The 12,336-nt window shown below is 53.8% G+C and carries 12 protein-coding genes and 1 pseudogene; 12 read left to right on the forward strand and 1 reads right to left on the reverse strand.

Features of this window, described 5'->3' with window-relative positions; translation table 11 throughout:
- Window positions 1–10: 10 nt before the first annotated feature.
- From EPD59_RS03645 to EPD59_RS03680, 8 genes and pseudogenes are all read left to right on the forward strand, one after another.
- The gene (locus EPD59_RS03645) at window positions 11–790 is read left to right on the forward strand and encodes a tyrosine-protein phosphatase (RefSeq protein WP_133271602.1); all 780 of its coding nucleotides are present in this window, start codon (window positions 11–13) and stop codon (window positions 788–790) included.
- 35 nt (window positions 791–825) lie between these two features.
- On the forward strand, window positions 826–1,851 hold the full coding sequence (locus EPD59_RS03650) for an NAD-dependent epimerase/dehydratase family protein (protein WP_133271603.1): 1,026 nt from the start codon (window positions 826–828) through the stop codon (window positions 1,849–1,851).
- 89 nt (window positions 1,852–1,940) lie between these two features.
- Complete coding sequence (locus tag EPD59_RS03655) at window positions 1,941–3,338, forward strand: tetratricopeptide repeat protein (protein ID WP_133271604.1); 1,398 nt, start codon at window positions 1,941–1,943, stop codon at window positions 3,336–3,338.
- Window positions 3,339–3,440: 102 nt separating this feature from the next.
- The gene (locus tag EPD59_RS03660; RefSeq protein ID WP_133274587.1) at window positions 3,441–4,271 is read left to right on the forward strand and encodes a phosphosulfolactate synthase; all 831 of its coding nucleotides are present in this window, start codon (window positions 3,441–3,443) and stop codon (window positions 4,269–4,271) included.
- A 179-nt stretch (window positions 4,272–4,450) separates the two neighbouring features.
- Window positions 4,451–5,788: a PQQ-dependent sugar dehydrogenase gene (locus EPD59_RS03665; protein WP_133271605.1), complete on the forward strand. Its 1,338-nt coding sequence runs from the start codon at window positions 4,451–4,453 to the stop codon at window positions 5,786–5,788.
- Window positions 5,789–5,885: 97 nt separating this feature from the next.
- Window positions 5,886–6,919: pseudogene (locus tag EPD59_RS03670) on the forward strand (bile acid:sodium symporter family protein).
- Window positions 6,920–7,007: 88 nt separating this feature from the next.
- Window positions 7,008–7,664 (forward strand): DedA family protein, encoded by a 657-nt coding sequence (locus EPD59_RS03675; protein WP_133271606.1) that lies wholly within the window; start codon window positions 7,008–7,010, stop codon window positions 7,662–7,664.
- Window positions 7,665–7,778: 114 nt separating this feature from the next.
- Complete coding sequence (locus tag EPD59_RS03680) at window positions 7,779–8,519, forward strand: shikimate dehydrogenase family protein (protein WP_133271607.1); 741 nt, start codon at window positions 7,779–7,781, stop codon at window positions 8,517–8,519.
- Window positions 8,520–8,602: 83 nt separating this feature from the next.
- Here the strand turns inward: EPD59_RS03680 and wrbA are convergent, their stop codons facing one another.
- Entirely contained in the window at window positions 8,603–9,217 is a 615-nt protein-coding gene (gene wrbA / locus EPD59_RS03685) for an NAD(P)H:quinone oxidoreductase (protein WP_133271608.1), read from the reverse strand.
- Between the two features lie 378 nt (window positions 9,218–9,595).
- Here wrbA and EPD59_RS03690 point away from each other — a divergent pair, with 378 nt between their 5' ends.
- From EPD59_RS03690 to EPD59_RS03705, 4 genes are all read left to right on the forward strand, one after another.
- Window positions 9,596–10,279: an RNA polymerase sigma factor gene (locus tag EPD59_RS03690; RefSeq protein WP_133271609.1), complete on the forward strand. Its 684-nt coding sequence runs from the start codon at window positions 9,596–9,598 to the stop codon at window positions 10,277–10,279.
- Window positions 10,260–11,198 carry a hypothetical protein gene (locus EPD59_RS03695; RefSeq protein WP_133271610.1) on the forward strand — a complete coding sequence of 313 codons (939 nt, stop codon included), beginning with the start codon at window positions 10,260–10,262 and terminating at the stop codon, window positions 11,196–11,198. The genes EPD59_RS03690 and EPD59_RS03695 overlap by 20 nt, the downstream gene beginning before the upstream one ends.
- Before the next feature lie 281 nt (window positions 11,199–11,479).
- Entirely contained in the window at window positions 11,480–11,911 is a 432-nt protein-coding gene (locus EPD59_RS22205) for a hypothetical protein (RefSeq protein ID WP_133271611.1), read from the forward strand.
- Window positions 11,912–11,946: 35 nt separating this feature from the next.
- Window positions 11,947–12,294, forward strand: coding sequence for a DUF6970 domain-containing protein (locus EPD59_RS03705; RefSeq protein WP_133271612.1), 348 nt, complete (start codon window positions 11,947–11,949; stop codon window positions 12,292–12,294).
- Window positions 12,295–12,336 lie beyond the last annotated feature (42 nt).

Genomic DNA, 12,336 nt, shown 5'->3' on the forward strand with positions numbered 1-12,336 from the left:
CACTTAAAATATGGCTTCATTCCTGCGCAAGCTTTTCGGCCAAGCGGCTTCTGCGCCGCTGGTTAACGAAAACTTGCTGGCCGAGCTTGGAGTTGATATGCATTCGCACTTGCTGCCCGGCCTAGATGATGGAGCCGAAACCATCGAGCAATCATTGAGCTTGCTGGAAGCGATGCAGGCATTAGGATACCGTAAGCTGATCATGACGCCCCACATTATGGGCGATTTCTACAAGAATACCCCTGCCACTGTTCATGCGGCATTAGCTCGAATGCGGGATGCTGCCACGGCTGCCGGCTTTACTGATATACAGTTGGAATGTGCCGCTGAGTACTACCTAGATGAATGGCTGGGGGGCAAATTGGATAGTGGAGAAGACCTCCTGAGCTTTGGCGGTGCCAAAAAATACCTGCTGCTGGAAACGTCTTACATGAATGAGCCCTTCAACATGCAGGATATCATCTTCCGGCTCAAAGCGCTGGGATATCAGCCGGTATTAGCGCACCCTGAGCGCTATACTTATTTCTATGGTCGCTTTTCGGATTTGGAAAAGATTCACGACAACGGCGTATTGTTTCAGGTTAACCTTAATTCGTTGGCTGGCTATTATTCCTCCGGCGCCCAGCGTGTAGCCGAAAAGCTGATTGATGCAGGCTTGGTGGATTTTGTCGGTACTGATGCCCACAATCTCAAGCATACCGAAACCCTGCGTAGTAAAGTGTTGCCTTCTGCCTACTTAAAAAAAGTACTGGCTTTGCCTCTCTTAAATAATACGCTACTAACTAATTAGCTTACTGCCACTCGACTTTCTAACCCCTGATATATATGGTTTTTGTCACCGGTGGTAGCGGATTGTTAGGTAGTTTTCTGATTCCAGCCTTGGTGGCACGCGGCTATGCAGTGCGGGCTCTTTATCGGCAGCAAGTACCACCCGTTTCGAATGCCGATAAGGTGGAGTGGATAGAAGGTGATTTGCGTGATACTACACTACTAAGCACTGCCTTGACAGGAGTTACCCATGTACTTCACTGCGCCGGCTTGGTTTCGTATGCTCCGCAGGATGCGGCGAAGCTACAGCAGATTAATGTCGAAGGCACAGCGGCCGTAGTCGATGCCTGCTTAGAACAAGGACTGCATCTTCGCTTATGCCATGTATCATCAGTAGCAGCATTGGGTGGTCCCTCCGCCGCCAAACAGGATATCTGGGGGGCAAATAATGTAGTGGATGAGACGGCTAAATGGGATTTAGGGGCGGAGCATAATGCGTACGCTACCTCCAAGTATTTAGGTGAACTGGAAGTATGGCGTGGGATTTCAGAAGGGCTGTCGGCCGTTATTGTAAATCCCTCGGTAATACTCGGTCCCGCCAATTGGCAACGCAGTAGTACCCGTCTTTTCCGGTACGCGCACCGAGAGCACTCCTTTTACACCCCAAGTAGCCTGAATTATGTAGATGTGCGTAATGTCGTGGAGGCGATGCTTCGCCTGACCTTTCAAAGTGAAGTAGCCGGGGAGCGTTTTATTCTGAGTGGTGGTACAGTGCCATTGCGCGATTTCCTGATTCAAGCGGCAGAGTGCTTCGGCAAAAAGCCCCCCACAGTGGCCGTACCTACCTGGGCGGCCGAAACGATCTGGCGTCTAGAGCATTTGCGCTCCGTGCTGACGGGTGCACGGCCGCTCATCACCAAAGATACTGCCCGTGCGGGCAGGCGCTCAGTGATTTACAGCGCAGCCAAAGTAGAGGCGGCCACGGGCTTACAATTCCGTCCGTTGGCTGAAACAGTGCAGTGGTGTTGCGCGGGCCTGACATCAGCGAACCAGCCTTCGCCCGGTGTGGTTATTGCATCATAAGCCAGCAGCGTTATCTTCAGTGATTCCGCCGCCCGACGCCGGCAAAGTCTGCCGTTTTGGCGACCTTTGAGTCTTGCATACGAATGAGAATGAACGAAAACTTTGAGGAAAGGCAGCAAGTGCTGGATACAGTGCGTCGGTTTGAACGCATGGTAGCCCAGAACGAGTCTGTCTTTTTTGATCTGGCCGATTTTGAGAATATCATCGACCATTATACGACCAACACGCAATACGATAAGGCGTTACATGCCTGTGAGACTGCTATAGCCCAATATCCCTTTTCCACCGAACTGCTCATCGACCGCTCGCAGGTACTAGCCATGAAGGGCGAATACTCCGCTGCGGCCCAGCAGATTGAAGACGTCGCCCAACTCGATCCTACCAACCCCGACGTGGCCGTTACCCGGGGCATTATCGCCACGCAGAAAGGCGAGTTTGCTGAGGCGGTAGCTTTTTTTCATGATGCCGCTGAGCACTCACCGGAGCGTGAGGATATATACTTTAACCTCGGTTTGGCTTACCAGAGCTGGCAGAAATTTAAAAGTGCGGCCAAGTACTACAAGATGAGCCTGCGCCTGAACTCCGACAATGACATAGCAGTGCAGGAACTGCTCTATTGTTTGGAGGTGAGCGAGCGGCTGGAGAAGAATCTGGAGTTTTTCCGTCGCTTTACCGATGAAGATCCTTATTCGGCTCCGGCGTGGTATAATCTGGGTCAGGCTTACTATCGACTAGGGCAGTACGATCAGGCAGTTGCGGCTTTTGAGTACGCCATTCTAATTGATGCTACCTATTATGAGGCGCACGCTTTTCTGGCCAGCACCTATGTAAGCCAGGAAAAGTATCGGGAAGCTATAGATGAGTTCAACCTGAGCTACTCTGCTGGTGAGCCTACGGCCGAAGCCCTGTGCAATATTGGTGAGTGCTATGAGAAAATGGCTGAATGGGACCAAGCGCGGCGCAATTACCAGCGGGCCATCGACCTCGATCCGGAAATGGACGAGGCATGGTTTGGAATGGGCGTAGTGCTGAATGCCCAGGAACGCTGGTTTGAGGCCGCTCACTTCTTCCGCAAGGCCACCACCCTCTACGATGAAAGCGTGGAATATTGGCTGGCTCTAGCCGCCGCTGAATATCAGGTTGGCAACGTTGTGAGTGCCGTGGAGTGCTACGACCGCGCTACGCAGGTAGGCCCCGACAACAAAGATGCGTGGCTGAACTGGAGCATTATCCTCTACGAGCAGGGCAACTACGACGGCGCCATTGATCTTATGCGGAATGCTGTGGAGATACAACCTGCTGAGGCTGAGCTGCAATACCGCCTGTGCGCCTACCTGCTAGCGGCTGGCCGCTACCGGGAAGCTTACGAGAATCTGGAAAATGCGCTAGTTTTGGACTTCGACAAGCACCGTTTGCTTTTCGAATACTTCCCGGAGCTGGAATCGCAACGAGCTTTGGCTCGACTGATTGATCAGTACCGGAAGTAGATAACTCAAATTTTGACCTTTGAAACCAACTGTCATCCTGAACTCTACCTCGTTCAGGATGATAGTTGGTTTTATGGCTTACCTCCATCTGAACCAAAGCGCATGAATTATCACCTCGATCAACTCCCCGAGCGTACCGCCAAACCCCGCGAACAAGGCTACACCATGGTCATGGATAAAGGTCTGAGTATCCGCGAAGTAGAAGACTTCCTGGAAGTAGGCGGCGAGTATACCGACATCGTAAAGTTGGGCTGGGCTACCTCGTACGTAGTGCCTAACCTGAAGCGTAAGTTGGAAGTGTATAAAGAGGCCGGCGTACCAGTTTACTTCGGCGGAACCCTGTTCGAGGCCTTTATCATTCGTAATCAGTTCGATGATTACCGTCGGTTGCTGTCGGAGTTTGGAATGGAGTACGCTGAGGTTTCGGACGGCTCCTTAGAATTGCCCCACGACAAAAAATGCGAGTATATCCGCACGCTGGCCAAAGATCTGAACGTGTTGTCGGAGGTGGGTTCGAAGGATGCGGAGAAAATCATTCCTCCTTACAAGTGGATTGCTCAGATGCAGACGGAGCTGGACGCTGGCTCCATCAAGGTAATTGGGGAAGCGCGTGAGGCGGGCAATGTGGGCCTGTTTCGGAGCACCGGCGAAGTGCGGTCGGGTCTGGTAGAGGAAATTCTGACCAAAATTCCTTTTGAGAAAATCTTGTGGGAAGCTCCTCAGAAGGCTCAGCAAGTGTGGTTTATTAAGCTACTCGGTAGCAACGTGAACCTGGGAAATATCGCGCCTAATGAAGTAGTGAGCCTGGAAACCATTCGGTTGGGCTTGCGCGGTGATACGTTTACCCACTTCCTTGATATGGACGGCGTAGACCCCATGTTCAAGCCGGAAGTAAAGACCGGCCGCCCCGGAACCTCCATGCCGCGCGGATAGACTACTTAGCTTCATTGGAGTTCAAAAAAGCCCCCAGACTGCCGTGTGCAGCGACTGGGGGCTTTTTAGCTACAGTTTCTCAGGCAAAGCCTGAAAGTTAGTGGAGGAGGTGTTAACTCAGCAGGCACACGTGCGTAAGCTGTTGTTGCACATAAGCAACCACTGCTCACTTGGTTATCATGAAAAATTACCTGCTTTATTTACCGTTGGCGGCCTTATTCGCCTGCAATCAATCGTCGCCCAAAACGGAAGAAACGACTGCCGCTACCGCCTCTGCATCTACTGATTCGGTGGCCGCGCCTGCGCTGCCCGAACCATATGCTACGCCGTCAGCAAAGAACTTCAGTAAGGTAATTGGCTGGCCTGAAGGCAAAATGCCAACGGTACCAGCCGGATTTACGGTGACGGAATTCGCGGCCGACTTGCAGAATCCGCGCTGGATTTATGTGGCCCCAAACGGCGATATTTTTATTGCCGAATCTAATTCCATTGAAAAAACCTCCACGGCGAAGGGCGAAAAGGCGAAAGGCCTGAAGCAGTCGGGGTCGATGAAGGAAACCAGCGCCAACCGCATTACGCTCTTGCGTGACGCCAACAAAGACGGCAAGCCCGAACTTCGTGAAACCTTCCTGACGGGCCTGAATCAGCCTTTCGGAATGCTGGTTGTCGGCGACAACTTCTATGTGGGCAACACCGACGCCGTATTGCGCTTTCCTTACAAAGCCGATCAAACTAAAATCACCGCTGGGGGGCAAAAAATCCTGGATTTGCCCGTTGGCGGCTACAACAACCACTGGACCCGCAACCTGTTGGCCAACGCCGACGGCTCTAAGATTTACGTGTCGGTAGGGTCGGGCAGTAACGTGATGGAGAAGGGTGAGAAAAACGATGAGGGCCGGGCGCTGATTTTGGAGATTAATCCCGATGGTTCCGGCAAGCGCGTGTATGCCAGTGGTCTGCGCAACCCGGTTGGTATGGATTGGCAGCCCGGCACCCAAGTCCTCTGGACGGCCGTGAATGAGCGCGACGAGCTGGGCGACGAGCTCGTGCCCGATTATATGACCAGCGTGAAGGAGGGGGGCTTTTATGGCTGGCCCTACTCATATTACGGCCAAAACGAGGACCCCCGCCGCAAAGGTGAGCGGCCCGATTTGGTAGCTAAATCAATTGTGCCCGATGTGGCTTTGGGCCCGCACACGGCCTCATTAGGCTTGGCCTTTTACGACGCTAACGGATTCCCAGCCAAGTACCAGAATGGCGCTTTCGTGGGGCAGCACGGCTCTTGGAATAGCTCGAAGTTTACGGGATATAAAGTAGTGTTTGTGCCGTTTCAGAATGGCAAACCTGCCGGTCAGCCCGAAGATTTTATGACGGGTTTCGTGGCCAACGAAAGCACCAAGGAAGTGTACGGCCGTCCGGTCGGCGTAACAGTGCTGCCCGATGGCTCTATGCTGGTTGCGGATGACGCGGGGGGCAAAATATGGCGCGTAACTGCCATTCAAGGCACAAAGTCTTAGTTACCGGTGCTTTTCTAGCAAGAGGGTCACTCACTAAGGCTGCTCAAAAGTATTTACGCAACAAAATCTCATGTCGCCATCCGCTCCGACCGCTAAAATGCCCCCCAGCAGTCCAGTGCAACGCCTGCGGGAGCTAGCACAGCGGGCGGGGCTCGATGGGTTTCTGCTTGGTCTGCTGGGAGTCATTGGATTGGCGTATCTGTGGCCAGCGTTTGGGGCAGAAGATGGGCCGCTCCCGCTTGGGCGCATTGCACATTATGGCGTATCTGTCATTTTCTTTTTCTACGGCTTACGCCTGAGTCGTGAGAAGCTGAAGGCTGGCCTGAGCAATTGGCGCTTACACTTAGTTGTGCAGGGCACCACTTTCCTGCTTTTTCCGCTGCTCTTATTAGCCATAAAGCCGTTTTTTGATTCTGAGAAAAGTCAGCTGCTGTGGTTGGGGGCTTTTATTTGGCCGCGTTGCCTTCCACGGTTTCTTCCTCCGTCGTGATGGTCTCGATTGCTAAAGGCAATTTGCCGGCGGCCATTTTCAATGCCAGTATTTCCAGCTTGCTGGGCGTGTTTATTACGCCCGTTTGGATGGCTCTTTTTCTAACGGCTGGTACTTCCGGTGGCTTGGGCTCCACTATCTTGGATCTGGCGTTGCAGGTGCTGTTGCCCGTGGCGGTGGGCATTTTGCTGCATTCGCGCCTGCATGAGTTTGCGCAGCGCTTCGCTGGGCCGTTGCGCATGCTCGATCAGGCTATTATTCTGCTGATCGTGTACACCTCGTTTTGTGAGTCGTTTGCGCAGGGCATATTCCGGGGGTACTCGGCCGGCGACTTGTTTGGACTGGGCGCGGCTATGCTGGTACTGTTCTTTTTGGTGTACGGCTGTGTACTGCTGCTGGGCCGGCTGGTAAAGTTTAACCGCGAAGACACTATCACAGCACTGTTTTGCGGTTCCAAGAAGTCCTTGGTGCAGGGTACCGTAATGTCGAAAGTGCTGTTTCCGGATGCGCGCACAGCCGGCCTGATCCTGTTACCCCTGATGATTTATCACGCCCTTCAAATTCTGGTGGCCAGTATTGTGGCCCAAGCCCTAAGCCGGCGCGCCGACAAGCAGGCCACGGCAACCACAGCTATGCCCTAAAGCTGGCCGAAAAAGCCCCCCAGTCAGAAACTTTGCTGGCCGCCTGCTTTCTTTGCAGTAAAATACCTTCGTCTTCTATTCCTGTTTCATGGAAATCCTCAAGGACATCATTGATTTCATTCTGCATCTCGATAAGCATCTCGGGGCTATTATCCAAGATTACGGAACGTGGACCTATGCCATTCTCTTCCTGATTATTTTCGTGGAAACGGGCGTAGTAGTGCTGCCTTTTCTGCCCGGCGACTCGCTGCTGTTTGCGGCTGGCTCGCTGGCCGCTCTACCCGGCTCGCCCCTGAATGTGTGGCTGATGATGGGCCTGCTGATCGTGGCAGCGGTGCTTGGCGATACGCTCAACTATCATATCGGCGACTATCTGGGGCCGCGGGTGTTTCGCGAGAATTCTCGCTTTCTGAAGCGGGAGCATCTTATCCGTACCCAGGAATTCTATGAGAAGCACGGTGCCAAAACTATTATTCTGGCGCGCTTCATTCCAATCATTCGCACGTTTGCGCCCTTCGTGGCGGGCGTGGGCACGATGAGCTACACCAAGTTCTTGTCGTACAATGTGGTGGGGGGCGTTTTGTGGGTGGCCTCGCTAACCAGCGCTGGCTATTTCTTCGGCACCATCCCAATTGTGCAGAAAAACTTTTCACTAGTGGTATTAGCTATCATCGGCCTGTCGATACTGCCTGTGATATTCGAGTTTGTAAAGTCGCGCCAAAACAGCCGTCGGCCAGTAGCTTAGTTTCAGGTATTTATTTTTCAAATAAACCGCCCCAATGGTAATCCGTTGGGGCGGTTTTCTATTATTGCATCCGGTAAGCGGTAGTGGTCAGTTTAGCTAGTGAGAAGTTATAATATGAAGGAATTTGGCCTCATTGGCAAGTCGCTTGTCCACTCGTTCTCCCAAACCTATTTCACTCAGAAGTTCGAGAATCTAGGTCTCGACGATCACCGCTACGAGCTCTTTGAGCTACCCACAATTTCGGCCTTGCCAGATCTGCTGGCCCAGCACCCCAACTTGCGGGGGCTCAATGTAACCATCCCGTACAAAGAGCAGATATGGCCCTATCTGACTGAAATATCATCGGCGGCGGCTCGCATTGGCGCCATTAACGTTATCGACTGCACGCCCGATGGCCGCTACATCGGGCATAACACAGACTATATCGGCTTCCGGGAGTCGTTGCGTACGTTCTATCCATTGCGCGGCCCCGAGGCACGGGCGCTGGTACTTGGCACAGGTGGCTCATCCAAGGCAATAGAGGCAGCTTTGCGGGAGCTGGAGATTCCGTATTGGCTGGTGTCGCGCAACCCGCTCGGAACTGGCCTTACCTACAATGACCTCACGCCCGATGTACTCGCGGGCCATTCGCTGATTATCAATGCAACGCCGCTGGGCACTTTTCCGCAGGTAGATGCGTGTGCTCCCATCCCGTACGAGGCCCTCACGCCTGCCCACTATCTCTACGATCTGATTTATAACCCGAGCGAAACACTGTTCCTGCAAAAAGGTCGCGAAGCCGGTGCTCAAACCAAGAATGGCTTTGAGATGCTTTGTCTGCAGGCGGAAGCTGCTTGGGAAATTTGGACCAAATAGCTTAAAACACAACAAGCCACCCAAATGGGTGGCTTGCTGGTTGTTGCAATATGTGCGTTCAGGATATAAGTCGCAAGTAACGTTTATTTTCTGGAAAGCTTGCTAGCAATTTCGGCGGTATACTTTCCTTGATAACGGGCGCCTTCCAGTTCGTTCTCGCTGGGCTGACGCTCGCCTTGGCCACCGGCTACGGTGCTAGCGCCATAAGGAGTGCCGCCAGTCACTACATCATGGCCCATCTGGCCCTGCCAAGCATAGGGCAAGCCCACGATGACCATGCCATGGTGCAGCAATGCCGTGTGCAGCGCGCGCAGTGTTGTTTCTTGGCCGCCGTGTTGGGTAGCGGTGCTCACGAATGCGCCACCTGCTTTGCCCACGAGGGCACCACGGGCCCACAAGCCACCGGTTGAGTCGAGGTATGCCTGAATTTGGCCGCAAGCGTTGCCGTAGCGGGTGGGCGTACCAATAATGATAGCATCGTACTGTTCCAGTTCCTCGGGGGTAGCTACGGGTACGTGGCTGAAAGCTTGCTGTGCCTGCGAGGCGCCAGTTTTGTCGAGAATATCTTTCGACAGCGTTTCGGGTACGCGCTTTACGACTACATCATTGCCTTCTACTTGGCGGGCACCTTCGGCCACAGCCTCGGCCAATTTCCACACGTGGCCATAGGTGGAGTAAAACAGAACGATAGTTTTCATTTGGAACGGGTGAAAAGTGAAAATGGATAAGTATGAACGGGCAACCTCTTAGTTGCAAGTTATTGATTTACGGAAGGCAGCTAAATGAGGTGATCTGCAAATATATGTATGTACATTAAATGTATTGACATTGTTTCAGGATATTATTTTTTACTATCAAAAAAGCCCCCCAAGAGCCATTAGGCAGCTTTAAAAAATATTCGGGCACATGCATGCAACCATCAGGGCAGGTAGTAGCCTCTACTCACCGAAGCCCGCTAGTATATTGCGGATTACTCTATCGATACGTTATTACGAAACGCCGCGTATGCAGCCACTTTATCCTGGCCCAATCGACTATATGAGAAGCCACAATGGCCTAGGCGGCCACCCCAATCGATGAGCGCCTTATCGTTTGCGATGGGTGGCGGCGGGCTGCGCAACCTGCTGGCGGGAGGCAATTCTTCGGCTTCGGTGGCGGCTTCGCCTCCGCCGGCTCCTGTCCGTTCGCTCGTGCCGCCTTCTCAGCTCACCGAGGCTGAAATCATTGATGGCTGCCTGGCTGGAAGCCGATTAATGCAGAAGCACTTGTACGACCGGTTTGCGGCCCGCATGATGGCCGTGTGCCTGCGCTACGCCCAAACCACCTTCGAGGCGGAGGATGTATTGCAGGAGGGCTTCGTGACGGTATTTACCAACCTCAGCAAGTTTCGCCGCGAATGCCCCCTAGAGTTCTGGATTCGGCGCATCATGATAAATGCGGCTCTGCGTCAACACCGGCGCAACAGTGGCTTGGTAGCCATGAGCGAGGGCGAATATCCCGAGGATCTGGCCGGGGAGGAGTTTACGCTCTCCAACTACGCTTTTGAAGAGCTCCTGACACTGGTGCAGGAACTGGCACCGCGCTACCGCATGGTGTTCAACCTGTTCGCCATCGAAGGCTACGGGCACAAGGAAATTGGCGAGTTACTGGGAATTTCTGAAGGCACCAGCAAATCGCAGTACTCCCGGGCCCGGGTCATCTTGAAAACTAAATTAGAGCGCCTCGACGCGCATCGCAGCAATGGCACTTTCCGCAAATAATCATACACCCCACGAGCCCCGGCCTACCGGCGACTTGGAGCACTTGTTCCGACAGAAGCTCGGCGAGGCAGAAGTAGCGCCTCGTCAGCACGTCTGGGAGCAACTAGACCACGAACTATTGGTTCGGCAGAACGACTCGTACCGGCGGCGCCTGCTGCTGCACCGGTGGGTAGCCGCCGCTTGCGCCCTGCTGGTGCTCGGCTGCGGTAGCTGGCTGTTGCTTCACAATGCGACACATTTGCCCCCCGGCACCGAAATAGCAGCTACTACTCGCTCCGAGGGTACTGCCGATACGCCGCTGATCACCCCACGTAGCAGCGCGCCCAATAGCCAGTCGCGCGGCGGCGCTATCACCTCCTCCCGTTTGGCAGCGGCTAGTCGGCAGTCAAATTCAACTGCAACGGCTTCGGTAACCCCGGCTGCACGGCCGCAATCAGCAGCGAATGATGTAGCGAGCACCCTGTTGCGGGCGGCTAAATCAGCGGTGGGAATTAGGTCATCTGAATCAGGCAGTAGCGTGGCTGGAACCAGCAGCGTAGTAGGCTCCGGTAGCACTGTTGGCAGTTCTCTGACGGGTACTGAGCGCCCCGCCGGAAATGGAGTGTTTGGTTCTGCTTTTGTGCCATCATTACTAAACATTGGAAGCTCCCAAAATGAGCGGGGGGCAAATTGGCTAACTACCCGGCCAGCGCCTGCTACCACCACTGAGCAAAACACAATGGCCGCCGCCTTTCGTCGCCCTGAAACGCTCCAAACCGAGGCGCTTCCGGCGTCAGCTACTATGCTAGCCCAAGCGACAAAAAATGCCCCCAGGAAGCTCCCGAAGAGGAAAAGCCAGAGCGTAAGCGGAGCAAATGGCGCCTCAGCGGTGCATTTGCGGCCAGCTCGTACAACCCGAATATCGACTTTGCCAGCGTAAGCAGCGGGAGCCTCAGAAATTCATTCAATAATTCCTCAGGCAATAACATTCCTTCCTCCGCCGATTTCCAGTTCCAAAACTCTTATCAGAATGGGGCGGCTGAATATCGCGACAATCTCCAGGCTGGTCCGGCCCAACGCATTGCTTTAGCGGCTGCCTATCCTTTGACCGAGCGTTTGACGCTGGTTACCGGTATAGAAACTGCGCAGCAACGGGCTTCCTCCAAAACTTCTTATGCTTTTAACAATAGCAATTCAGCTTTCGCCGCACGTTCTAGTTCAGTGCAATCGTACATAGGTCAGCGCAAGACGGAGTTTAACTACCGCACGGTGGGTGTGCCAGTGGCTATTCGGTACGGCTCGGCTAAGTCGGGCTGGTCGGTGTATGCGAAAGTGGGTGCAGCCGTAAACCTGCTCCTTAAGAGCCGCACGGAAGTAGCCGATAGTGCTGGCTCGGCTCGTAGCTATACACTCTCATCCCCCGACTCGCCCTACCGCAAGGTGCTAGCGTCGGTGCGCGGCGGCGGCGGCGTGCGCTACCAGCCCACTGAAGCTACTTGGAGCCTCGCCCTTGGGCCCGTAGCTGAAGCCGGCCTGAATACGCTCAACCAAAACCCTGGCGGTTCGTTTTTCAAGCGCTCCCGGCCGTATTCTGTCGGTCTGGAAGCCAGTGTAGAGTTTGGGGGGCAAAAAGCGCCAACGGTAGTCCGCTAATTTTGCCGTAAATTGAAGTCTAAATTCACTTAGCAATGAGACGCTTACTTACGCTATTCCTTCTAACAAGCCTGCTCAGCGCCTTTCAGTGCGGCGACGAAAATAAGTCGATATGTCCCAGCTTTGTTGATGCCAAAATAGCGGAGCTACAAGCCAAGCCCAAGCAGAACCCTGCGGCTGAAATAACGGAGTATATATGGAAAGGCGAGAAGGTTTACCTGGTTTCCAGCGACTGCTGCGACCAGTTTAACTATCTCTACAATGAGTGCGGCGATGTTATTTGTGCACCCAGCGGCGGCATTACGGGGAAGGGCGATGGGCAATGCCCTGACTTTTCTACGCAGGCCACCGATGCCCGCGTGGTATGGCGCGACCCTCGTTAAGTTTCGTTTAGGGGCAAGCAAGAGTGCTGTGCCTGCATACGT

Source organism: Hymenobacter radiodurans (assembly GCF_004355185.1).
GTDB classification, from domain to species: Bacteria; Bacteroidota; Bacteroidia; order Cytophagales; family Hymenobacteraceae; genus Hymenobacter; species Hymenobacter radiodurans.

Excerpts from the sequence above, each read along its gene's own strand:
- EPD59_RS03645 (WP_133271602.1), top strand. The coding sequence starts at position 11 with ATGGCTTCATTCCTGCGCAAGCTTTTCGGCCAAGCGGCTTCTGCGCCG.
- EPD59_RS03650 (WP_133271603.1), top strand. The coding sequence starts at position 826 with ATGGTTTTTGTCACCGGTGGTAGCGGATTGTTAGGTAGTTTTCTGATT.
- EPD59_RS03655 (WP_133271604.1), top strand. The coding sequence starts at position 1,941 with ATGAACGAAAACTTTGAGGAAAGGCAGCAAGTGCTGGATACAGTGCGT.
- EPD59_RS03660 (WP_133274587.1), top strand. The coding sequence starts at position 3,441 with ATGAATTATCACCTCGATCAACTCCCCGAGCGTACCGCCAAACCCCGC.
- EPD59_RS03665 (WP_133271605.1), top strand. The coding sequence starts at position 4,451 with ATGAAAAATTACCTGCTTTATTTACCGTTGGCGGCCTTATTCGCCTGC.
- EPD59_RS03675 (WP_133271606.1), top strand. The coding sequence starts at position 7,008 with ATGGAAATCCTCAAGGACATCATTGATTTCATTCTGCATCTCGATAAG.
- EPD59_RS03680 (WP_133271607.1), top strand. The coding sequence starts at position 7,779 with ATGAAGGAATTTGGCCTCATTGGCAAGTCGCTTGTCCACTCGTTCTCC.
- wrbA (WP_133271608.1), bottom strand. The coding sequence starts at position 9,217 with ATGAAAACTATCGTTCTGTTTTACTCCACCTATGGCCACGTGTGGAAA.
- EPD59_RS03690 (WP_133271609.1), top strand. The coding sequence starts at position 9,596 with ATGAGCGCCTTATCGTTTGCGATGGGTGGCGGCGGGCTGCGCAACCTG.
- EPD59_RS03695 (WP_133271610.1), top strand. The coding sequence starts at position 10,260 with ATGGCACTTTCCGCAAATAATCATACACCCCACGAGCCCCGGCCTACC.
- EPD59_RS03705 (WP_133271612.1), top strand. The coding sequence starts at position 11,947 with ATGAGACGCTTACTTACGCTATTCCTTCTAACAAGCCTGCTCAGCGCC.